General features: G+C 42.9%; 19 protein-coding genes and 1 pseudogene. 7 read left to right on the top strand and 13 right to left on the bottom strand.

Annotation, left to right across the window (positions count from 1 at the left end; genetic code table 11):
• From ACPK8D_RS09465 to queD, 5 genes are all read right to left on the bottom strand, one after another.
• Positions 1-1,079 (bottom strand): iron ABC transporter substrate-binding protein (locus tag ACPK8D_RS09465; protein WP_424717607.1); only part of this gene is annotated, 1,079 nt, incomplete at its 3' end.
• Between the two features lie 470 nt (positions 1,080-1,549).
• Complete coding sequence (locus ACPK8D_RS09460; protein WP_424717606.1) at positions 1,550-2,665, bottom strand: tubulin/FtsZ family protein; 1,116 nt, start codon at positions 2,663-2,665, stop codon at positions 1,550-1,552.
• Positions 2,666-2,794: 129 nt separating this feature from the next.
• Positions 2,795-4,054: a COG1361 S-layer family protein gene (locus tag ACPK8D_RS09455; RefSeq protein ID WP_424717605.1), complete on the bottom strand. Its 1,260-nt coding sequence runs from the start codon at positions 4,052-4,054 to the stop codon at positions 2,795-2,797.
• A 478-nt stretch (positions 4,055-4,532) separates the two neighbouring features.
• The gene (gene nadC, locus ACPK8D_RS09450) at positions 4,533-5,357 is read right to left on the bottom strand and encodes a carboxylating nicotinate-nucleotide diphosphorylase (RefSeq protein WP_424717604.1); all 825 of its coding nucleotides are present in this window, start codon (positions 5,355-5,357) and stop codon (positions 4,533-4,535) included.
• A gap of 212 nt (positions 5,358-5,569) precedes the next feature.
• Positions 5,570-5,962, bottom strand: a complete 393-nt coding sequence (gene queD / locus ACPK8D_RS09445; protein ID WP_424717603.1) for a 6-carboxytetrahydropterin synthase QueD — start codon at positions 5,960-5,962, stop codon at positions 5,570-5,572.
• A 356-nt stretch (positions 5,963-6,318) separates the two neighbouring features.
• Between queD and ACPK8D_RS09440 the strand changes: the two genes are divergently transcribed.
• Positions 6,319-7,131 carry an aspartate dehydrogenase gene (locus ACPK8D_RS09440; protein WP_424717608.1) on the top strand — a complete coding sequence of 271 codons (813 nt, stop codon included), beginning with the start codon at positions 6,319-6,321 and terminating at the stop codon, positions 7,129-7,131.
• Between the two features lie 152 nt (positions 7,132-7,283).
• Here ACPK8D_RS09440 and ACPK8D_RS09435 read toward each other — a convergent pair whose 3' ends face one another.
• Entirely contained in the window at positions 7,284-7,580 is a 297-nt protein-coding gene (locus ACPK8D_RS09435; protein WP_424717602.1) for a hypothetical protein, read from the bottom strand.
• Between the two features lie 110 nt (positions 7,581-7,690).
• On the opposite strand from ACPK8D_RS09435, the gene nadA reads away from it, so the two are divergent.
• Entirely contained in the window at positions 7,691-8,602 is a 912-nt protein-coding gene (nadA, locus tag ACPK8D_RS09430) for a quinolinate synthase NadA (RefSeq protein WP_424717601.1), read from the top strand.
• A gap of 119 nt (positions 8,603-8,721) precedes the next feature.
• Here the strand turns inward: nadA and ACPK8D_RS09425 are convergent, their stop codons facing one another.
• Entirely contained in the window at positions 8,722-10,170 is a 1,449-nt protein-coding gene (locus ACPK8D_RS09425; protein WP_424717600.1) for a PGF-pre-PGF domain-containing protein, read from the bottom strand.
• Between the two features lie 1,024 nt (positions 10,171-11,194).
• On the opposite strand from ACPK8D_RS09425, the gene ACPK8D_RS09420 reads away from it, so the two are divergent.
• Positions 11,195-12,064: a geranylgeranylglycerol-phosphate geranylgeranyltransferase gene (locus tag ACPK8D_RS09420; RefSeq protein ID WP_424717599.1), complete on the top strand. Its 870-nt coding sequence runs from the start codon at positions 11,195-11,197 to the stop codon at positions 12,062-12,064.
• 23 nt (positions 12,065-12,087) lie between these two features.
• Here ACPK8D_RS09420 and ACPK8D_RS09415 read toward each other — a convergent pair whose 3' ends face one another.
• The gene (locus ACPK8D_RS09415; RefSeq protein WP_424717598.1) at positions 12,088-13,320 is read right to left on the bottom strand and encodes a methionine adenosyltransferase; all 1,233 of its coding nucleotides are present in this window, start codon (positions 13,318-13,320) and stop codon (positions 12,088-12,090) included.
• Positions 13,321-13,579: 259 nt separating this feature from the next.
• Positions 13,580-14,329, bottom strand: coding sequence for an RNA ligase partner protein (locus ACPK8D_RS09410; protein WP_424717597.1), 750 nt, complete (start codon positions 14,327-14,329; stop codon positions 13,580-13,582).
• 503 nt (positions 14,330-14,832) lie between these two features.
• Here ACPK8D_RS09410 and ACPK8D_RS09405 point away from each other — a divergent pair.
• Together ACPK8D_RS09405 and ACPK8D_RS09400 are read left to right on the top strand one after the other, a co-directional pair.
• Positions 14,833-15,267 carry a hypothetical protein gene (locus tag ACPK8D_RS09405; protein ID WP_424717596.1) on the top strand — a complete coding sequence of 145 codons (435 nt, stop codon included), beginning with the start codon at positions 14,833-14,835 and terminating at the stop codon, positions 15,265-15,267.
• A gap of 439 nt (positions 15,268-15,706) precedes the next feature.
• Entirely contained in the window at positions 15,707-16,099 is a 393-nt protein-coding gene (locus ACPK8D_RS09400) for a thioredoxin family protein (RefSeq protein WP_424717595.1), read from the top strand.
• Here ACPK8D_RS09400 and ACPK8D_RS09395 read toward each other — a convergent pair.
• The gene (locus tag ACPK8D_RS09395; protein ID WP_424717594.1) at positions 16,096-16,926 is read right to left on the bottom strand and encodes an ABC transporter permease; all 831 of its coding nucleotides are present in this window, start codon (positions 16,924-16,926) and stop codon (positions 16,096-16,098) included. The genes ACPK8D_RS09400 and ACPK8D_RS09395 overlap by 4 nt on opposite strands.
• A 203-nt stretch (positions 16,927-17,129) precedes the next feature.
• Entirely contained in the window at positions 17,130-17,906 is a 777-nt protein-coding gene (locus ACPK8D_RS09390) for an ABC transporter ATP-binding protein (protein WP_424717593.1), read from the bottom strand.
• Between the two features lie 441 nt (positions 17,907-18,347).
• Here ACPK8D_RS09390 and ACPK8D_RS09385 point away from each other — a divergent pair, with 441 nt between their 5' ends.
• Together ACPK8D_RS09385 and pyrF are read left to right on the top strand one after the other, a co-directional pair.
• On the top strand, positions 18,348-19,301 hold the full coding sequence (locus tag ACPK8D_RS09385; protein WP_424717592.1) for a deoxyhypusine synthase: 954 nt from the start codon (positions 18,348-18,350) through the stop codon (positions 19,299-19,301).
• Positions 19,302-19,305: 4 nt separating this feature from the next.
• Positions 19,306-19,971 carry an orotidine-5'-phosphate decarboxylase gene (gene pyrF / locus ACPK8D_RS09380; protein ID WP_424717591.1) on the top strand — a complete coding sequence of 222 codons (666 nt, stop codon included), beginning with the start codon at positions 19,306-19,308 and terminating at the stop codon, positions 19,969-19,971.
• 462 nt (positions 19,972-20,433) lie between these two features.
• Here the strand turns inward: pyrF and ACPK8D_RS09375 are convergent, their stop codons facing one another.
• Together ACPK8D_RS09375 and ACPK8D_RS09370 are read right to left on the bottom strand one after the other, a co-directional pair.
• Positions 20,434-21,774 (bottom strand): glycosyltransferase, encoded by a 1,341-nt coding sequence (locus ACPK8D_RS09375; RefSeq protein ID WP_424717590.1) that lies wholly within the window; start codon positions 21,772-21,774, stop codon positions 20,434-20,436.
• A 213-nt stretch (positions 21,775-21,987) separates the two neighbouring features.
• Positions 21,988-22,614: pseudogene (locus ACPK8D_RS09370) on the bottom strand (glycosidase); the annotation flags it as partial.

The following is a 22,614-nucleotide window of genomic DNA, read 5'->3' as shown; positions in this document are numbered from 1 at the left end:
TCCGGATAGAGCACTTTTCCTGCAAAATAAGCGTTCGCAAGCACGGACTCATAATTGGTGCTGTAGAAGTTGTAGGGGATTACTCCATAGACCTTACCATTCTTTACAGCCGAAAGGCCCGCAAGGGACGCGTCATTCTTAAGTTCTCCGATTGCTCCTTCATTACCAAGCTGGAGGGTTCCGATATCGATAAATATATACTCGGGATCCCAGTCTACGAGCGCTTCTTTGGCAATGTCCACATGGTCTGTACCCATTCCGGCTGCAACATTCTTTGCATTCACCCAGAGGAATGGCGCGTAAGCCGGTTCCGTAGAGATTATCCCATGAGCTCCTGCGATGCTCACTCCTCCAACATAGACAATCTTTCTTTCGGACTCCGGAATGTCTGCAGTCCTGCTTTCCAGATCCTGCATCGTAGCTTCGATATAAGCGATTACCTCTTCTGCTCTTTCCTGCTTGCCCACGGCCTCGCCCATGATCCTGAGAGAGCTATACATTTCGGTTTTCTGTTCCTCATTCTTTAAAGACCCGTAAGGGAATGAGACTACAGGGATACCGGTTTTGTCCTGAAGTGCGTCGGCATCAGCAGCATTTGTTGCTGCCGGCTGGCCGTTTGTGCCGGTTTTCAGTATAACCTGAGGGTTAATTTCAATTATCTTTTCAGGATCATCCTTGCCTCTGAACTCCCCAATCAGGGGATAATCTTTAAATTGCGGGTTTGCAAGGGCATAGGGGCGGCCTTCGACCTCATTTTCCTGTTTCTCTATGCTGTCAACGCCCACGATATAGTCCTCACCATGGAGGTATACAAGGTAGCGCAGACATCCGGCTCCTGAGCAAACAAATCTCTCCGCATTCCCAGGGATTGTAACTTCCCTGCCGAATCCATCCGTGATCGTAAGCTCTGCGGATTCTGCCGCCTCATTAGCGTCTGTAACTCCTGAAGCCGGAGCCGATACTTCCGAATCTTCATTAGATGCGGAGTTGTCAGCGCATCCTGAAGTCATCACCAGGGCAACAATGAGCACTCCTATTAAAATAATTTTATTTAATTTATTACTATAATTTATTTTCATGTTACTTTCCTCTATGGTTAGAGAGTAAAAGTATTACATAAAATTAACTAAATTTACCTGTTTATTCTTAAAGTCACAATAATTTCCTGAAAATGATGAGTTATTGTGACTATTTAGGCAAGATGAAGATAAACTTGAGGTATGGCCTGAAACCAGCTTATTTTTAATTACTAAACTGATTGCCTATACTTGAAGCGGTTTTTAGGTGGATTGATCCCTATAGAAAGTTAACTCCTTACAAATTGGTTAAGGTAAAATATTCGTTAAAGCTTGAATAATTATTAAAAAATAAAATAAAAATAGATAAAAATAAAATAAGAATCGATAAAAATAAAATAAGATAAAAATTAGATGAAAACTGAATGCACTACTTTTTCTCAAGTTTCTTTCTAAAAAATGGGTTAAACTAGAGAAGTAAATAGCCTTTTTATTTCATGAAATGAGAATGTCAGGGGAAGAGAGTTCCGGGCTCAATATTCCGGGTCCAGCCCCTCGATCCTGGAAAACGTTTTATCCAGTTCGGCTCCTTTTTCTACCCGCTGCTTTTTTTCCTTTTCCTGGTGGATCGCCTGGATGGCTGCGCCGTACAGTTTTTCCATTTCATGTGCTGATTCCAGGGTGAGTACGGACAGAACCTGAGGATACTCGCCGCTACGTACGATTATTCCCTTAAAGACGTGCCCTATGGCTCTGGATAGCTTTTCAATTTCACCTGAGATATCATCCACATTCAGGTATTTGCGGTCCCCTTTTATAATGACCATTGCCCGGCTTGCTTCCTCATAGACATCTGTGGAAAAGAGAAGCCCTGCCGGAGAAAGGGTATTCTGGATTGCGGTTTTAATAGATATTTCCCTATCAGCCCTGAAAAATCCCATTGTTGCTAGACCTGCCCCCCCGCTCATAACAGTCTTAAAGTCCCCAAGGTCCGTTACCATCATCATTTCACTGTCAAGGGCCTCAAGCAGGAAGAGAATGCGTTCGGCAATCATGTCGTTGATGCCGTTATAGGCTTCCTGAATGCTTCCTCCGATATTTTTCAGGTACTGGTTATCTGCAAGGATTATCCCATCAGCTCCACTCTGGCGTATTTCCCGGATCGAAAAGGCGGTATTTTGCAGATAAAGCGTTCCCTCCTCTCTGAAAGGAAGTACAACAAGACAATAAACAGGATAGTTGTAACGGGCTTTCATTTCCTTTACAAGCAGAGGAGTAAACGAAGACCCGGTCCCCCCGGAAGCCGAGGTTATCACGACAGCTATATCAAAATTGCCCCTTTCTTCGATCTGCCGCATTATTATCTCTTTTTTATCCTCAAAAACCTGTTTTCCGATATTCCGGTTTGCACCGACCCCGTGAAGGTGTTCGATATGGATTCTATCTTTTGCTTTTGTGAATTTCATTTCTTTGAGATCATTAATTGCAGTGTTCAGTGCAAGAGTCTCGACATGGCTTTTAAATTTCTGCCTGGAATAAAACCTGGCAAGTTTGCCGCAGCTTTTACCCCTTCCCAGAGCGTGCCGGTTAATGGAATCAAGAATCCTGTTCCCACATTGCCCGTTTCCTATTACAAGTATATTGAGCAAAAAACTCCTCCGTCTCAAGGGTATTTCCGCATTTTTCCTGTCTGGAGTTATTTATCAGTTTATTCGGTCAAGGCTGCACTTACCGGGCTTTACCTCGAATTACTTTTCTTATACTCCTAACCAGTCGTTTTAATAACGGTATTCCTTATGTCTTCTATATATATGGACAGCAACGGCTGCAAGAATAATGGTAGAAATTATAATATACAGCGGATTTTTAATGAGAAAATCGAACTTCCCTTCTTTCACATTGATATTCGGCGTAGTTGATTTATTGCTCCCTTTTTGATTCTGTGCTTCTATGCCGTTGTTATATTCATAAGAAAGCTCGGAACTCACGTTATAAGTGCCTACCTCTGCTGCTTTTAAGGTAAATTTGAACTCTTTGTCATTATTAGGCTCAAGGGTCTCAATGTATACTCTGGGAGTTCCGCCGACGGTCTCAATGCCTTCTTCACCTTCCACATACTCAAGGCCTTCCGGAACAAGGATATCAAGGCGGACGGCCTGTGCAGGAGCATTACCTGTGTTTCTCAGGATTACGGTTGAAGTTATTTTCTCATTCCTTTCTACGGATGAGCTCTCAAAGCTCGTTGCAGTTTCAACGTTTGCGCGCAGTTTATTTCCTTCACTTACTGATATGGAAGGCGTGTTAGAAGAAGCCTGGTAGGTCTGGCCGGCACTGTTGGTGTAACTTGCATTAACAGCTTTGAGGTCGAAGTCTCCTGCATCGGTTGCCTTTATTTTATATAAATAAACAAGCGTCTCAGGAACCGATTCCCCATACTCTATTTTAGGAATCACACTGGAAACTTCATATGTAGTCTCCTCAAGGACAAAATGTTCCTGCTTCGGGTCCGTGAATGAAACGTTATTTGCAGTATCGTTTCCGGTATTCTTTGCCTTTACCGTGACGGTTACGGTTTCTCCGAGTTTTATTTTCGGTTTGTCTATGCTCTTTGTTATTACGACCTCCGGGTTGCCTGCGAAAACTGCTTCAGAGCGCCCGTTTTCAAGAAGCTTGTTTATATAAAGGTCTCCAGTGCTGTAATTTGACATTGTAATCTCAACCGTGGCTACTCTCCCGGCATGTACCGACTTCAGGCGCATCTGTACTTTTCCCTTTTCCTCAAAACTGAAATCGGCAGTTTTGTTTACATCCAGCAGGCCGTCCGTTATTTCCCTATCCTTCTCATATACATAGTATGAGGCTGTATTGGCTTCAGGAAAGATATCCTTTACTTCGATTACGTAATTGTTAAGCTGGTATGCCTGTCCTACCTCAATGTCCCCCTCATATACTGCAGTGTTTGCCGATGCTGTGCTGCCAGATACCAGCAGGATAAAAAACGCAAATAACAAAGTTATATGGATCCCTTTCAGCTTCACTTGTGCTACCCCAAAGACCTGATAAAAAAGCCTGTCTACAGCAGGTTACTACCTGAATGTTTTAGATAAGCTGTTTTAACAGCAATTATACTCCCTTGACCTTAAATATCTTCAACAAAACCAGATATAAAGTTTGTGATCTCTTCTTTTTCTTCTCTTTTAAAGAAAAATATGAGGATAAGCCTTCAAACCTGTGAATTCGGTTTCGAAATGAATTCTAACGCTAATGAATTTTGCTCCTGACCCTTTAATAACCTGGATTTTATGATTTTCCTGTCTCTTTGATCTCCGTTTTTATATTTTATATATTTTCTGTCTTCTTTTTCTTATTCTATATCTTTATTTTTATTATTTTTTATTATTTTGTTCTATTATTTTCTTTTATTATTTTCTTTTATTATTTCCTTTTATTATTTCCTTTTAGTATCCCTTTTTATTATCCCGGCTTTTTTTGTTTTTAGCTTCCCGAAAGGGATTTTTAACTGACTATTTCCAGGCTGAGATCAATCCATCTTGATTTATGGATAAGAGAACCCATTGATATGACATCTACTCCCGTTTTTGCATAACCTTCAAGGTTTGCCTGGGAAATTCCTCCGGATGCTTCCACAATAACCTGGTCTCTAAGCCCTTTCTCTTTAAGTATCTCCAGCGTTCTCCAGACGGCCTCGGGCTGCATGTTGTCCAGCATTATAATATCGGCTCCGAGTTTTGCAGCGAGCACGGCATCTTCTGCAGACTCGACCTCAACTTCTATTTTCCGGGTGAAGCTGGCTTTTTTCGCGGCCTCAATTGCGGCTTCTATTCCCATCAGTTTGACGTGGTTGTCTTTAATCATAACCGAGTCCGAAAGGTTGAACCTGTGAGTGTCTCCTCCGCCTGCCGCTACAGCCAGCTTTTCAAACTTCCTTATGCCTGGAGTGGTTTTTCTGGTGCAGGCCACCCTTGTAATCTCCGAATACTTCCTTACTGTATCCACACAGGCTCGGGTAAGGGTTGCAATCCCGCTAAGGTGGCCGAGGAAATTCAGGGCAAGCCTCTCTGCCCTGAGAATTGATACCGCTCCCCCTTTTAGCCTGAAAATTCTCTCACCTGCTTTAACACGATCTCCGTCTTTAAGCGTGGTTTCGGCCTGAATTCCAAGATAGCAAAAAATTGATCCGGCTTCTTTAATCCCTGCAATAATACAGGCTTCTTTCGTAAAAATAATGGCTTCTACAGGTTTGTCGGGGACAATAGTGCACGAAACATCGTCGTACCCGAGATCTTCTTCTATAAAGCTTTCAACTTCTTTGATAAGCATGATTTTACCCCGCTACTTTATGTTCCCCGAATTTATAAGAGGTACGGACGTTTTGGGGTTTTCGATTTCTTCCAGTATCTATCTCTTCTAATTGATCTATTTCTGCCATTGATATACTTCTTAAAGTATACATATCTGCATTATGGAAAAACGAGGGTCAGAATCATGCTTAATTGTGGTGCTTGCTCAAATTAAAAATGATGGCAAACTTATTAAAATGGGGAAAACGGATTAACCATTACGTATCTTGCACAGGCATTCTCCGATTCCCAGGCTGTGACACTGGTAACCCTGATTTTGGGGTCTTTGAGCATGGTTTGAAGGGAGTTTGCGATATATAAGGCAATGTTTTCCGAAGATGGTGGGGTGTGGTCATCAAAGTAATCGAGTTCATTTAAAAAATTGTGATCGAGCCCTGTCATAATTTCGGATACATTCTGCTTTAATTCTCCAAAGTCTACCAGTACTCCGGCATCATTGAGATTTTCTCCAGCCACACAAACTTCTATCTTCCAGTTGTGTCCATGAAGGTTTTCACACTTTTTGGCTACCATCTTAAGCTGATGGGCTGCTGCAAAATGGGTAACGACTTTTAACTCAAACATAGTTACTCAATCTCCTTTTTGAATTTTAAAACATTGTTTCTTAATAAATAGTTTTCCAAATTTGTCGGCAAGTTTTTTTATATAAATGAATTATTTTTATGGATTCCAATGAACTTATGGAAAGCACCAATAGCTTGAAAAAATATAATAAACAGCGGTCTTTAAAGTTGGGAAAACCTGAAAGTATTTGAAAAGGAATTGAAGAAGTAAGAACATTTCTCTAATTTAGAAAATAATCTCAATAGAAGGTTTTAAGAGAGGGAACAGAATACAGTACCCCGGTCCTCAGGCTTTTAAAGCCGGGTACTAAAATCTAAAGATCAAGGTTTATTGATTATCTACAGGAGCCTGGAACGCTGAAAATAGGAATTATTGGTTGCGGATTTATTGGTGGACAGATTTGCAGGGCTATTGATAGCGGGGCTATTAACGCTGAGCTGTATGCTCTTTCTGACTCTTCTCCGAACAAAGCCCTTGAACTTGCAGCCTCCCTGAAAAGGTGCAGCCCTGCCTCAATGAAGCTTGAGGAATTATTGCAAAGCGTGGACCTGGTTGTAGAAAGTGCCTCCCAGAATGCTGTCAGGTTCGTAGTACCCAGAGCCCTTGAAGCAGGCTGTGACGTAATGGTGCTCAGTGTAGGCGCGCTTGCGGATGAAGAACTCCGGGAAAGGCTCTTCAGGCTTGCAGAGCAGAATAACTGCAAGCTCTATTTCCCTTCAGGGGCAGTTGCCGGTATAGATGGGATAAATTCAGCTTCGGCAGCCGGAATTTCCTCAGTTACACTCACTACCAGGAAACCGCCCCTGAGCCTTGCAGGAGCTCCACATGTCGAAACTCTGGGAATTGAGCTTGAAAAGATCGAAAAAGAGACCCTGCTTTTTGAAGGGCCTGCCTCGGAAGCAGTCAAAGCCTTCCCAGCAAACGTAAACGTTGCAGCTACAATAAGCCTTGCAGGCATAGGCTTTGAGCGGACGAAGGTGAGAGTGATCGCTGACCCTGCCCTGTCCAGAAACATACACGAAATAACTGTAGAAGGCGAATTCGGTAAACTCTTCACCAGAGTCGAAAACCTTCCCTCCCCGGAAAACCCTAAAACCAGCTACCTTGCAGCCCTTTCTGCAATCTCCACCCTGAAAAAGATCCTGAACCCGGTCCAGATAGGAACCTGAAGCAGCAGGAAAGCCGGTAAGTTAACTTGCCGCCTCATCCTCCTTCATAATCAAGAATTCAATTTCTTACCCGGTCCCTTGAGGGCAAATAAACCTGTTTCTCCACAACCGTTGAGCCGCAACCGTTGAGCCGCAACCGTTGAGCCGGTTGATCACGCCGTTGCCAGGGGTTTTTCGATCAAACCTTTTTTTAAAAGGTTTGCGTTGCGCCGGTTGATCACGCCGGATAGGGCCTGGGGATTATAAGTATTCTCAATCACGGGCGTTAGCCGTTTTCGATCTAACCTTTTCAAAAAAAGTTTGTGAAAAGGCTTGCGGGACTCGGGAGGCTCACAAATATTATATAGTGCGGGAGAGTTAAGCACGTAAGTTCCCAGGAGCAAATTGCATGTGTGCAAAAAGAGCGCGCTGGATGGAATATCCTTTATCGCACTCCTTTTTAGATCCATATGCCTGTTAAAACTCCCTTTAATTAAGATTTATTCTCTCAAACTTGACCTTCAATCTCGAATCCGAATCTTGTTTTTCGGATCTTATTTCAAAAACTTACGGTGGTCCCATGCAGCAAGCAGAGCTTATCAAAAGGATCAAAGAACTAAAACTAAAACGAAACGCAGTTATTCTTGCTCATTATTATTCCCGTCCTGAGGTTCAGGATATTGCAGATTTTGTCGGAGACTCTCTCGGCCTGAGCCAGGAAGCTGTCCGTCAGACTGCTGATATTATTGTTTTCTGCGGCGTCCATTTTATGGGAGAAAGCGCTGCAATTCTCTGTCCGGACAAAACGGTCCTCATGCCGGAAATTGATGCGACCTGCCCTATGGCAGACATGGTGGATATCGAAGGGCTCAGGAAAGAAAAAGAAAAGCATCCTGATGCCCTGGTCGTCTGCTATGTTAACAGTTCGGCTGCTATCAAGGCCGAGTCTTACATCTGCTGTACGTCTGCCAACGCCGTTGAGGTAGTGAACTCCCTGGAAGCCGATGAGGTTATCTTTGTGCCTGATAAAAACCTGGCTGCCTACGTTGAAGCCCGGACTGACAAAAGAATTATTCCCTGGGAAGGGCACTGCCCCACACACCACCAGATCCTGAGAGAAGATGTCCTGAAAATGAAGGAAAAACATCCTGATGCCAGGTTTATTGCACATCCCGAGTGCCGCCCCGAGGTTCTGGAACTTGCAGACCATATAGCAAGCACGCGAGGGATGATAATATATGCAAAAAACTCTCCTGCAAAGGAGTTTATTATAGGTACGGAATGCGGACTTCTTCACGGGCTCCATAAAGCAGCTCCGGAAAAGAAATATTACTGCATTTCCGAATTTGCCTGCTGCCCGAGCATGAAAATGGTCAATCTCGAAAAAGTGCTGACATCTCTTGAAAAAATCCAGCATATAGTGACTGTCCCCTACGACGTCAGGATCAAGGCAAAAGAAGCGCTTGACCGTATGCTCGCGGTAAAAATTTGATAAGCGTCTGGCGCTTTAAACCTTGCTGTTTGCCATGATTCACTTAATTGCAATTCTGAGAAAAAAATAATGAGGAGCAGTGAAAGCAAATCTCACTTACTCCATTTAATGTAATTTTTTCAGATCTTTTTCTTTAATACGCAGTATCCAGCAAGAATCATGAAAAGCGGTAAGGAGACTGCCATAAGTATCCTGGCTGCTCCCATCGGATTCTTTATTCTACTGATCCCGGTTTCTGCGTTTTCTTTCAGAGCTGCCACTCTTTCCTCTTTATTTCCATTCTGCCCGGCATATTCCGTTATTGCAAAGAAGGAGTAGCCAGGTGTTTCCGCTTTAAAGTAAACGTATTTCTCATCTTCTCTGACTTTTTCCGTGTAAAGGGGTTGCCAATCTTTATCGTACCGTTGAAGGGTTATCAGGGACTCACCGATGTTCTTATCTTTAATCCACGACTTTTCAACTTTGAACTCTATAAGTCCACTTCTAATGGAAGTAGGAAGTCCTGCTCCTTTATCTCCTACCCAGATATTTACATGTTTATATACCGTGCCGGAAGGGAGTGTCGGAACAAGAGTGGATTTGCTTTCAAGTTCTTCTACAACTGTTGTTGTTCTCCGGAATGTCTTTTTTGGATCAAATTCGATGTAAGTAATGCATGTAACCCCTTCTACAAAATCAAATCTGACAGGGTAACCACCCATGACACTCCTGGTAACAAGCTCCTTGACGGCAATATTGCTCGCGTCCTCGCTGGAAACAAGGTCCATTCCCGAACCACTGGAGGATGAACTGTCAGAAGAGGATGAACCGTTAGAAGAGGATGAATCATTAGAAGAGGATGAACTACTAGAGGAGGATGAACTACTAGAGGAGGAACTGGAATTCCCATCGTCTCTATTTTCTCCGCTATCTGAACTTACGATATTCGAGTTTTCGATGCCTGGTTTTGCTGGACTTGGATTTTCTTCATCTGGATCTTCTGTATCCGAGTCTTCCGGGTCTGGAATTTCTTCATCCGGGCTTTCTTCATCCGGATCTTCCGGGTCTGGAATTTCTTCATCCGGACTTTCTTCATCCGGATCTTCTGGGTCTGGATTTTCTTCATCCGGGCTTTCTTCATCCGGATCTTCTGGGTCTGGATCTTCTGGACCTTCTTCATCCGAATTTCCTTCATCCGGATTCTCTTCATCCGAATTTCCTTCATCCGGATTCTCTTCATCCGGATCTTCTTCCTCCGGATCTTCTTCCTCCGGATCTTTTTCATCCGGATTTTCTTCATCCGAATGTCCTTCATCCGGATTCTCTTCATCCGGATCTTCTTGATCAGGATCTTCTTCATCCGGATTTTCTTCATCCGGATCTTCTTCATCCGGATTCTCTTCATCTGAATCTTCTGGGTCTGGAACTTCTGTATCTGGATCTTCTGCATCTGGATTATTTGCATCCAGACTTGGATCTGCTGTATCTATGTTTGAGTCTCCGCTATCTAAACTTCCACTGTCTTCGGGCTCTTGAACCACAGCAGATGCCATGCCGGAAATCGTTCCAGGAATTATTAGTATTATCACTAATAAATAAATCAAAGAACTAAAAAAATCGGCTTTCATTTTTATTGGCCTCCGCCCACACGTCCGTAAATAGAAATCTCAGGTACTTACTTAAATTATTAACAGCTTGTTGTATGATTTATAGAAACAAAATTTAAGATCTTAACCATAGTATATTTTTTCCAATAGTTCTTAGTCCAGTGCATTATTCTTTGTTTCAAGTCAGTATTCCGAATATGTTTAAAACAGAAACAGACTTTTATTTGAGTCTCAGGGGCATGTCTAAATCTGCCTGTCTCTTGAAATCGGATAACCTTAAATAGGTATCAAATGGGAGAACGGCAAGACATAAAACTTTGTCTTACTTAATATTATCCTTTTGATTAGTATGTTACCTGAAAGTTACTATAAATTTCCTTTGATTCAAGATCCGTGAATCCTTATATTCAGTTTCCTCTTAAATCGCTTAGGTTTTAATAAATAAATCTAAGATCTCGATATTTAGAAAAATAGGCAACCTGCCTCTTTTCACGCTCCTATTAATCGCATTTCTCCCTTCCTGATATCCTGCCCCTCAATCACACCGTCGCAACGGGCCAGTGTCATACTCTACAACATAAATCTAACACTGAATTCGCTGATAAATTCGTGACCACGAAAAACAAGGAAAATATGGAAAGACTGTACTCTCGTAGATAAGCTCTTTTGATTCTCCGAATCCGAACGCCGTGAAAATGACTCTTCTGCTTATGAACTGAGATTTGGGTGGGAGATCTGCAAATTTAAAAATAATTCCTTTTCAGTAAAGCAAAAATGATTCCTTTTCAGTAAAGCAAAAATAATTCTTCTTAAATAATTCTTCTTATACCTGCATCAGCCATCTTGAGCGCAGTTTAGTATCTTCATTATAAATTATTCCGCTTGAGCGAACGAAGTGAGCGAAACGGACCCGTGCTCCCGAAGCGGAACTCGGGCGGGCACTCGGGAGGGCACTCGGGCTAGAAAATCCGATACCTTTAATACTTTATAATACTGCTTTCTTCTGATGTCTGCAGGCGTACGCACATATCTGGAACTTATGAGATACGGAAACTGCCTGATGGCGGGTTTTGCAGCCGTAATCGGAACACTGATCGCTTTTAATATCCTGGCCTCGGATTCTCCGGGTTCTTATAGCCCTGAAAAATTTCCTTTCCTTTATTCAGGCCTTATATTCCTTGCCGTATTTGTAATTTCAGGCGCAGGAAATGCTATTAACGATTATTTTGACGTCAGGATAGACTCAATAAATCGCCCTGACAGGCCCATTCCTTCAGGCAGGGTAAAGTTAAAGGAAGCCCTTTACTTCTCTTATACCCTGTTTGCCCTGGGGACGCTTCTGGCTTTCTCAATCAACCCGGTTTGCGGGTTTATTGCCCTGTTTAACTCCCTGCTGCTGATTTTTTATGCAAAAACTCTCAAAGGCACTCCTTTTTTAGGAAACCTGAGCATAGGTTACCTCACTGGCTCGAGCTTTTTGTTCGGAGCTTCGGTTTTCGGGCTTGAAGGACTCAAAGTCCTTTTTGTGCTTTTCCTGCTCGCAGCCCTTGCGATTACTGCCAGGGAGATTGTAAAGGATATTGAGGATATGGAAGGGGATAAGATCGAAGGGGCAGATACCCTGCCTCTCAGGGTCGGGGCGAAAAAAGCAGGCTATCTTGCAGTGCTTATAGGATTCCTGGCCGTACTTTTAAGCCCTCTTCCTTACCTTATGTCGGTACTTGGCCTGCGTTATCTTTACCTTGTCCTTCTGGCAGACCTGGGACTTCTTGCGGCCATCCACCAGATTCTTGCCCGGAACAATCCTACGAAATCTTCAAAAATGTTCAAGACCGCTATGCTCTTTGCTCTCATCGCTTTTATTGCCGGGGTATAAACTCTTCCCGGCTAAACCGATTCTCAGCAGACAGGACATTTTCCTGCAACCAGCTCCATTGAGAAAGCCTGTATATTCTCAAGCTCTTTTTCCATTACCTCTTCCGCTTCCTTTTCTACTTCGCTCGCAGACCCTTTCTTCATTATAAGCTGGGCAGTTGCGATCTGAGGCTGGTCGATTGGAGTCCCGATTTCACTCAAAAGCCAGACATAAACTTCGGAAACATCAGGAACCTCCCTGTAGATCCGCGCTGCAATCCTGTGGGAAAGAAGGTTGTAAATCTTCCCGATATGGCTTACGGGATTTTTGCCTGCTGCGGCTTCACTGCTAACAGGACGGTTTAGCGGAATTATCCCGTTTACGCGGTTTCCACGCCCTACCTGCCCCCCGTCTGCGTCTTCTGCAGACGTACCGGTTACAGTGGTATAAATTCCTTGCAGCCCTCTGCCAGGAATGTCCAGAGTATTCAGTGAGGCGGTCGGTTTCAGGCACATACAGGCTTCGAATTCGGCCCTTGCCTCCTCTGAAAACCCTGCAGCAAACTCCTCAATCCGTTCGTGCAGTTCAATTTTCTTCTTAAAATACTCTTCTTCAGATTCAACAAACCTGTCCACAAGCGGCATTGCAACGGTCAGGTGCATATCTTCCCTGTGCCTGAGCCCCATAACTTTTATGTCTTCTCCGGATTCCGGATATTCCTTTTTGAACTTCCTTGAATTCAGGTACCGTTCGCATTCAAAAACAAGCCTTTCAGTTGGGCTGAGAGGTGCATATCCTACTGCTGCGGAAGTATCGTTTGCCCCGAGAATCTCTCCTCCCCTGCTAAAGATATCAGTAAGTTCTGCAGAACCTTTTTTTAGCTCTACCTGGTAAATGAAATTTTCAGGGTCCACAAAGCGGAGGTTATCCTGGAGCCATTGCTGCGCCGTACTGACCGCAAGTTCAGGAACGTCAATTTCTATTCCCTGCGCTTCAAAAGTCGCCCTGTCCCCGATGATAAGCCTCATAGGGCTTAATATTCTGCCTCCCCCCAATTTTCCTTCCACTTCCCCTGCAACGAGCATGCCTTTGTCGATATTATAGTGCAGGATAGTCCCGAAAGTTTCAAGGTACTTCTGGCTCAGGTTTACTGAAATTTGTTCCATAACGGCATCGCAGATATAGTCCGGATGCCCCAGCCCTTTTCTTTCAACAACCTCAACCCTCTGGCGGTAAACTTCAGTCGCTTTTAGTTCTTCTACAACTATGTTTCTCAAACTCTTGCCCCCCAAGTTCCTTAAAGGCACAGTTTCCTTAAAGGCTAATTCCTTTAAAGGTATTAACTCCCTTAAGGCTTGATAACGATTAATGTGACTATTTCTCAATGAGATTAATATGTGCTATTTTTTACTGAGATTCGCGTCTCGGTAACAAAGCCTGAAGATAACTCCCCTAATTAATTTCAGGCCTTTTATCCGATCAAATTTCAAGCCTCTTGCCTCTTATTACTATTATTCAGGTTTCGAGATCAAGCTATTATATAAATTCTATTTCTTCCGATGATCCTTTTTTGTTTTTGTCTCTGCTTCCGGCTTCGGGCTCTTTTTCACCTTCCGGAAGATGCTTCAGATACTCTTTTATCATCATGGGAAAAGTATTTGCAGGCACAAAGCGGACTCCAAGCTGTTCGGCCCATTTTTCAATCCCATAGTCGCTTGCAATAACTGCGGCATCAAGCTCCTTGGCAAGAATGAGGACATCAATATCAGGAGCACTATCCAGAATCCCATATCTCAGGGCAGCACGATACTTGTTCCGGAATTTGCCAATAATCCCCCCGATTACTTCCCTTTCAACCTCTTCCTTATACTCTTTTTTCTTATTTTGCGGATTTTCCATAAAAAGGCATTCAGTAGCTGCCTCCCAGATCGCATCCTCCGCAACTCCCATGCCCCGGTTAATTCTCTCTCGCATATAAGCAACATATTCGTGAAAGATCTGAGAGGTTACACTGACTCTATACCGGTCAGGAGATTTTTTCACAAGCCAGGTATCTATTTTAGCCATAACCTCCCTGTCACAGCCATTCCGGCTTGCAAATTCGTACATCTCTTTATATACTGACGGATAGGGTACGTAACAACTTATCCCATACTGCAGGCGAGCATCGGCTATCAGGTCAAGAATCGCTTTCATTCCCTCACAAAGGGAAGCATAACCCATAACCTCACGCGTCTGCAGATCCGTTAATGCTGTAGTGTCCAGCACAAATCTCTGCTTGAGCATTTTTTCGAACCCTTTTGAACGATCTTCTTTAACCGTCTTATGTATTGATCCTTGATCAATAAAATTCTTTGTTTTATTCCCTTTATTTACTAACTTTTTATCTTTTTTCTGTTTTTTATAACTCTTCTTTATTTTATTATTCACTTATTTTTTGATCAAAATCAATAACTGTATATAGTTTTAAGGCATATATTTCCATAGGGAAGTTAAAACCAGAGACTAGAAAGCGGTTTAAAACGCATTTTATGAAGTGTCTTCTAATGTTGTTTTGATTCGAATGCGAAAAGTATCTCTTAAACTACATTAAAATAAATATTATTCTGTCAATCCGTATTGTTTGCTTTTCCAGCTCTGGGCCAATCTTCTCGAGATTGATGTGCTGGCTAACTAATGCCGGCAGGTGAAACACAGCTCAATGATGTGAAACTGAGCCGGATTGGACACCTCGAAATTGCCCGATTCGGTATGAGTATGGGTAATAAGCTGAAAATGGGGTATATGATTTGAGTGCAAACACGGAGACATTGAAACCCTGTGTAGGCTCAGCACAGGGCCTGGTGAGAAATCCTCTGAATAAAGGAGGCGACACAATGAAGGAGTATTGTAATATTTGTGGTCGGGAACTGCTGGAAGACGTACTGGTTGTGGACACCAGCCTGGATATGAAACCAATAAAGTTCAAAGAGGTCCACGGGGAGAAGTCCGATCTGATATGCATCGAATGCGCAATTGATTCGGTTGAAAATCCACCCTTCGTATGTTCGAGATGCGGGCAGCCAATCGAATTTAACGAAAAGTTCTATGTATTCAGGGAGGCGACCACAAAACCAGGCGGCCCCAAAGTAGACTTTAAAGAAACATGTCTTGACGATAAATACGTCTGCAGCACATGTTTTTGCGAGATAATGAGTCCAGAGGGTGAAGACGAAAGAGTCTAAATGGAAACCCATGTGTAAACTTAATTCCCTCTCCCTGAATTTTTAATCAATGGGCAAGAATCGGGCATTAGTTACTGGAAAATACGGTCCTTAAAATGCAGAACTGGTTCTTCAGTTCTGTCACCAGCTTTTTCTAATTTTTCTTCCTTCTCTTTCTTCCTGTTTATTTTCGTTATTATCTTCTTTATTATCTTCTTTATTATTTTCTTTACCTATCTAAAATTTCCTGTCTGAAAATTTAATTCTTTACGACTACCTCTCAGTAAACTTATCTGCAAATGCGTGAAATTTAATTTATGAAGCATAAATATTAATCTTATCAAAGTAGAGAATATTGATCTAATGAACAAAATCTGATAAACAGAATGACTTATTTCGACATGCCTGAAATTGTATTAATTTATCGTGTTGGCTTATTCATGACTTCGGGGGTAATCGATTGAACGGAAGCAATGTGATCGAAATTGGAGATGTGAACTGGGGGGAAGTAGTAGAAAGCTCTAAAAAGCCGGTTATCGTAATGTTTTATAGCTCTACCTGCCCTTATTGCAAAGCGATGGAACCTTATTTTGTGAATTATGCAAAAGAATTCAAGAATGCGGCAGTTTTTGCCCGCATTAATATTGAAACAAGTCCGTGGACTGCGGAGAGGTACGGAGTTCAGGGCACACCTACGTTTAAGTTCTTCTGTCGCGGAAGACCCGTATGGGAGCAGGTAGGTCAGATCTATCCTTCTATATTGAAAAATGCGGTTGAAGACGTGATTAGTTACGGAGAGGAGTGCATAAGAAAAAGTACTCCAATTGGTCAGAACATCACAGGATATGCCTAACCTTCAAATAATGGGCCAGGATTTCCTTTTTCTTTTCCCTTCTGCCTGTAAATTTCCTTTCTTACCAGGCCGAATTCATCAAAAGTAGCCTGAATGGAAGCCAGGATGCTGAGAGTCGTGCTAAGGGCTGTAGATACGTAAATAACTATCATTATTGAGATCTGGTACTTAATTGCAAGAAGGGGACTTGCGCCTCCGAGAATCTGCCCTGTCATCATTCCAGGCAGAAAAACGATACCCGTAGTTGCGATATTTGCAAGGGTGGGCCGAACTGCCGAGCGCAAACACTTACGAATATAGGGCAGGAGAGCCTCGTATCGGCTTGCCCCGAGGGAAAGGTTGTAAAGGTACCTGTTTTCGTTCCTTTTAATATCTGCATAAAACTCTCCTATACCCACAACATTGCCGCTCAGCGAGTTTCCAAGGATCATGCCCCCTATGGGAATCAGGTAGCGGGCCTCAAGCAGGTTTCCAAGGTCGAGTACGAATTCGTTGAAGTACAGCAGCATACTCAGGTTTGAAGCCGTAAAGGAAAGAATAACAGGAAAAAAGAGTTTCTCTATTTTAAGTTCGACATTCCTCACAGTTGTATAACTTGCAACTATAACCATTCCCAGTATCCAGGCCAGGTTCAAAACCCAGCTGTTCAGGTCAAAGATGAAGGTTAGAAACACGCCTACAAGAAAAAGCTGGACTGTCATGCGCGTAACCGAGTTTATTGTCCTCCCGATAATGTGCAGTTTCATCCTGTAACTTATTACGAGAGGAATTGAAAGCAATAAAAAGCATAATACCAGGGAAGGTATTGAGATATCCGGGCTTGCCATCTGAAACTCCGTCCTGACTGTTCTCTCCTGGTTATTCCCTTTCTTTATTTACGCGCGTTTTTAGCCGATTTTTTATCGTCTTTTATTAAGTTTCTTTGTTTATTTTTAATTTAATTATTTTTCCTACTTATTTTTCGATTTATTTGAAAAAAGAACTTTTTTCATCCTTCCGAGGCATTGGATTCGATTTTCGATTGCTGCTTTTAACTGAGACTAGCTTTTCCAATTTCTACAATCTCCACCCCATCCCTTTCCCATTCCCTGTCATGTGAAATTACAAAAAGGGTCCAGGCTTTATGTTTGAGAAAATGGTCAACAACCTTTTTCTTAAGTTCGGAATCAAGGGCTGAGGTTACTTCATCAAGCAAGAAAATATCTCTTCCAAGCATCAGGGCTATCAGGATTCCTATTCTTTGCTTTTCTCCACCGGAGAGATTTTCAAAGTTTTTCTCAAGTATTTCCTGGTCGAGTTCAAATTCTTTCATCAGCGTATTTAATTTCTCAGGGTTTCTTTTTTCCCTGTTCGGACGGTAAGAGAAAATCTCATCAAGCAGGTCTTTTACAGGCCCTTCCCCAAGGTCCATATCCTGGGAAACATAACTGACCTCTCTCCTGACTTCCCAGGCTACCTGAGCGTTTACAGTTTTTCCCCTGAAGTAGACTGAACCTTCCGAGGGCTTTTCAAATCCCAGAAGCATTTTGAATAGCGTGGATTTTCCGATCCCTGATTTTCCCCGGAGAAGGATTTTCTTACCCCTGAGCACGCGGAGGGAAAAGCCCGAAATTACCTTTTTGCCCCCAAAAGATATGCCCGTATTTTCATATCTTATTATTTCCTCCCCTGCTAATCCATTCCGTTTTAGTCCCTCCGTTTTTAATCGCTCCGTTTTTAATCCCTCCCCTGTTAATTCCTCCCGTATCAATTCATTTCCTGTTAATCCATCTCCTATTAATTTATTCTTTATTTTTTCATCCTGCATTTTCTGCCTCGAATGCCATTCTTACTTTTTCCTGAAACTTCTCAACTTTACATTTCCTTAAAGTACCGATCTCTTTACCTTATTTCTCAGAAGAGAAGGTTTATGTACACAGAGATGTTCACATAACTCATTTCATATTGGTACTCCAGGTAAAACGGTGATTCCAGGCCAGGGCTTGAAGTTGAGGTAGTGCTGAATGTGTCGGCCGGATGTGCTGGAACCATAACTCTGAAAACGACTGAAAGTGAATACACTTTCAGAATAAAAGTTTACATCAATATGTTATCTCAAGTGCATTTGCCTGTATAAATTTACATCTTAGTAACCTGTAATTAACCTGAATTAACCTGTACTCTGTAATTAACCTGAACTGGTCTTTAATTAAACCGTAATCAATCTTGTATAATCTCTTAGTTAATTCTGTAAACCTTGAGGAATAAAATGGATTTTGAAGCTTCTTCTAAAAACCTTACAACTCCGGTCAAAGGCGCAAAGATAGGTGCGAATATGACTGTAGACGAGCTTGTAAGGGAATACGGCGGCTGTGCCTTTGGAGCAGGCAGGCTGGCTGAGGCCGTGGACATCTATTATGAGATGCTGGCTTCCGAAAAAACTACGAAATTTTTCGGGCTTGCAGGGGCCATGACTCCTGCAGGCATGAGAAATATTGTCGCAGATTTGATACGTGACGGCCATATCGACGTGCTTGTAACGACCGGAGCGAATATGGTGCATGATACCGTTGAAGCTCTGGGCCTTCACCATTATAAGGGTACGGCCTGTGCAAACGATATCCAGCTCAGGCATGACTGCATCGACAGGATCTATGACGTTTACCTGCCTGACCAGCACTTTACGGACCTTGAAGAATTTCTACAGGGCATCTATGCCGGGCTTCCGCAGGAAAAACTCTCGATCCGGCAGGTTCTTACCGAGATAGGGAAAAACCTTCATGACGATTCCTCTATCCTGAAAACCGCAGCAGATATGGGTGTGCCTGTGTACTGTCCTGCTCTTCAGGACTCGGTAATAGGGCTTCAGGCCTGGCTATATAAGGAAGGAAATCCTCTGAATGTGGATGCCTTTGCTGATATGCACGAGTTTATGGAAATCTGCTATGGGGCTGAGAGTGCAGGCGCCCTGCTCCTTGGGGGCGGAGTTCCGAAAAACTACATCCTGCAGTCCATGCTTGTAACTCCGAAGTCCTTTGACTATGCAATCCAGTTGACAATGGACCGGCCTGAAACAGGCGGCCTGAGCGGGGCAACGCTTGACGAAGCCCAGTCCTGGGGAAAGGTAGGAGAAAACGCAAAATCCATAACTGTGTACGCAGATGCAACTATAACTCTCCCGCTCATTGTTGCGGCTGTGCGGACACGCCTTTCAAAGAGGTGATTTTATGGAAAGGAAAACCTGTATGATTCTTGCCCTGGATGTTTCCGACAGGGAAGAAGCGCTTAGAATTGCAGAAGCCGTCTCGCAGTTTGTGGACGCTATAAAGGTAGGCTATCCTCTCGTACTTGCTACCGGGCTCGGGATTATCAGGGAACTTGCTGAATTTGCCCCTATAATAGCCGATTTCAAGGTTGCCGATATTCCCAATACCAACCGCCTTATCTGCGAGCGGGTCTTTGAAGCAGGAGCCGATGCAGTCATTGTCCAGGGCTTCACAGGCCGGGACAGCCTTGATGCCTGCATTGAGGTAGCTTCCGAATACGGGAAAGACGTGTTTGTGGTAAGTGAAATGAGCCATCCAGGTGGAGCCGAATTCCTGCAGCCAGTCGGAGAAGCAATCGCAAGAATGGCAGCCGAAGCAGGAGCTTTCGGCCTTGTTGCTCCCGCGACCAGACCGGAAAGAGTAAAGAAGATCAGGAAAATTATCGGAGACAAACTCACCATTATCTCCCCTGGGGTCGGGGCCCAGGGAGGAAAAGCCTCTGATGTTATTGCTGCAGGCGCGGACTGGGTAATAGTAGGAAGGAGCATCTACAAAGCAGAATCCCCGGAAGAAGCTGCCCGCGAGATTGCTGCCGAGATCAAGGTCGAACTCAGGGGAGAAAACTGAAAAACATTTTTAAGATACATTTCTTTTTAAGGCAAATTTCTTTTTAAGGCATATTTCTTCTTAAAAATTTCCTTTTTCCTGAGAAATGTTTCTTATATTAACGTGTATATTGTCTACATATCAATTGAGTGCCTGTGATGAGAAATTTTGCTGATTTTATGATGAGCCCTATGAGTTCTGAGGCACAAAAAATATCTCCGAAAGAATGGGTGAAGGTGTAGCGGCTCAGGTCAAAAATTCCTATGAGAAATACGAATGTCCTGATTAAATTACTCAAAGGGTAAAAACGCCGAGAAAGGTTAAAAATTTCTCTGGTGATAAAAGGAAGAACCCGGGAGATCCGACCAGTTACCATTACCTTCTTGAAAAAAAAAGAAATGTAACATGTAATTAGAAAAATGTATATGGAGTTTGCAATAGAGGTTTTTTCCCAAAACACAAACCCATTAAATACAAACCTTTTCAGACCCTTCCGTATTTATCCTCAAGTCTTACGATGTCGTCTTCTCCAAGATAATCTCCCTGTGCGACCTCAATGAAAATAAGGTTATCGTTGCCTATATTTTTAATGCGGTGCTCCTCGTTTACCGAAAGATCGACAGAATCTCCGGCAAGAACCCTGATTTGAATCCCGTTTTTAGTTACAAGCCCCTCTCCGCTGACTATGTACCAGTGCTCATTCCTGTGAGCATGGAGCTGAAGTGAGATTTCACCCTGAGGTAGAACAGTAATGGTTTTGACTTTATACCCTGGCCTCTGCATAAGCACCTCATAATGCCCCCAGGGCCTTTCAGCTTCACGTTTGCACGTCTTCAGAATTGTTTCGTATACTTTGATGTAATCATCTACCATCCTGTCAACAGAAAAAAGTTTTTCAACATTTTCCCTGCATTTTTTGCGGGATATGGAAGCAACCTTTTGCACAGCGTCTGCAGCTTCCTCAATGCTATTGACTAGAAAGCCAGTCTCCCCATCACTGATCAGCTCAGGCATCGAGCCAAGGTTCATTGCAATTACCGGTGTACCGCTTGCCATAGCTTCAACAACACCAAGCCCGAAAGGCTCATCATAATTGATCATGTGCAGCAAAGCGTACGCATTTGAAAGGAGTTCTTTCTTCCGCTCAGGATCGACATGCCCCTCATAAATAATCTGTTCATTGTCTATATGTGGCTGTACTTCTTTTTCGAAATAGGCATGATCCGCGATAAAACCAGCTATTCTAAGTTTCCTTCCGGTCTTTTTTGCAACTTCTATTGCTTCTTTTGCGCCCTTGTCTTTGTGCAGGCGTGATAGAAAGAGGAGATAATCCTGCGGCTTATCATTGAAATGAAAGCTCTCTATGTCAATCCCATGCCGAACCGTTGCTATATAATCCAGCTCATGGCATCTGTAGGCATCACTTATGGATACATAAAAAGTTTTATTATTGTATTTTTTATAGACAGGAAGAATTTTCTTTGAAGAAATACCGTGTACTGTTGTCACAACAGGCGTATCGACAAGTGCACTGTAAGTCAGAGGAAGATAGTCGAAATGATTGTGTATTATATCGAACTCATTTGCCCTTTCAAAAACGTCTGATATGTGCAGGCATTCGCATGCCTTTACCAATATACTCTTATCTTCTTCGTAGGGTCTAGGGCATACTGCATGAAGTTTGGCTGAAGTGTGAGAATCCGCTGTCGCAAATAATGTAACGTCAATTCCCCTTTTTACCAGCCCTTCGGTTAATAAAGATACTACAGATTCCCATGGGCCATACCTTTTAGGCGGCGTGCTCCAGGCAATCGGAGATAACATTGCAATTCTTATAATAATACCCCCAAAATACTCACATCTCCAAATTTATTTTCAAATTTAAAGGTAATTTCATTTTAGTTGTAATTTTGTTTTAATTGTAATTCTATTTTAAGAGCTGATCCCAAGACTCAAAATTGGTTCTCCGAATCTGGTATTCTTAGTGATCAATCGAGTTTATGGCCAGGAAAAATAGTTCGTAAGAAGGTTGAAGCTTTACTTATTTGAGAATAAAATTGGTTTTGGGATGAGATCTAATTTTATATCACCTTTTTTTGGATCAGCAGACTTTCCTCTGTTTTCTTCAAACCATCTGCAGTATTCTTCAGGGCACTGTACCTCAGGACACCCATGGATATACTCAAGTATATCGCTCAATTTTGCACTGGCCATTGATACTGACATATCCGCACTTCCATAATAAATGCGGATTTCATCATCCGCCAGGACCCACCCGCAGGGAAATACAACATCATTAACATCTCCACTGCGTTCATACAGTTCTCGAGGCCCGAAAACCCATCCTTCTGACCTGCGGAGCACTCTTCTGGGATCTTCAAGATCAAGAAGGGCCAGCCCAAGCCTGTAACTTGCTTTAGAAGTTGTCTGGCGTACCCCGTGATACATAATTAGCCATCCATCAGATGTGCGGATTGGCTGCGGTGATAGACCTATTTTGCTGGCATCCCACCATCCGCCTTCCCGAGCATATAGAAGAACTTCATGTTCTCCCCAGTATTTCATATCCGGAGAAAAGGATATCCAGATATTTGCCTTCGCACCCGCCATACCAGATACAGGCCTGTGTACCATTGCCCACCTGCCATTAAATCTTACAGGAAA

Origin of the sequence: Methanosarcina sp. (assembly GCF_049706645.1) — an archaeon.
In the GTDB taxonomy this organism is placed as follows: domain Archaea; phylum Halobacteriota; class Methanosarcinia; order Methanosarcinales; family Methanosarcinaceae; genus Methanosarcina.
Note: the sequence above shows the minus strand (reverse complement) of the source record. Positions and strands in the feature narration are given on the sequence as shown.

Coding starts and splice junctions, on each gene's coding strand:
- ACPK8D_RS09390 (WP_424717593.1), bottom strand. CDS start 17,906: ATGCAGGATGAAAAAATAAAGAATAAATTAATAGGAGATGGATTAACA.
- ACPK8D_RS09435 (WP_424717602.1), bottom strand. CDS start 7,580: ATGGATCTAAAAAGGAGTGCGATAAAGGATATTCCATCCAGCGCGCTC.
- ACPK8D_RS09420 (WP_424717599.1), top strand. CDS start 11,195: ATGTCTGCAGGCGTACGCACATATCTGGAACTTATGAGATACGGAAAC.
- queD (WP_424717603.1), bottom strand. CDS start 5,962: ATGTTTGAGTTAAAAGTCGTTACCCATTTTGCAGCAGCCCATCAGCTT.
- pyrF (WP_424717591.1), top strand. CDS start 19,306: ATGGAAAGGAAAACCTGTATGATTCTTGCCCTGGATGTTTCCGACAGG.
- ACPK8D_RS09385 (WP_424717592.1), top strand. CDS start 18,348: ATGGATTTTGAAGCTTCTTCTAAAAACCTTACAACTCCGGTCAAAGGC.
- nadC (WP_424717604.1), bottom strand. CDS start 5,357: ATGCTTATCAAAGAAGTTGAAAGCTTTATAGAAGAAGATCTCGGGTAC.
- ACPK8D_RS09375 (WP_424717590.1), bottom strand. CDS start 21,774: ATGTTATCTCCGATTGCCTGGAGCACGCCGCCTAAAAGGTATGGCCCA.
- ACPK8D_RS09410 (WP_424717597.1), bottom strand. CDS start 14,329: ATGCTCAAGCAGAGATTTGTGCTGGACACTACAGCATTAACGGATCTG.
- nadA (WP_424717601.1), top strand. CDS start 7,691: ATGCAGCAAGCAGAGCTTATCAAAAGGATCAAAGAACTAAAACTAAAA.
- ACPK8D_RS09395 (WP_424717594.1), bottom strand. CDS start 16,926: ATGGCAAGCCCGGATATCTCAATACCTTCCCTGGTATTATGCTTTTTA.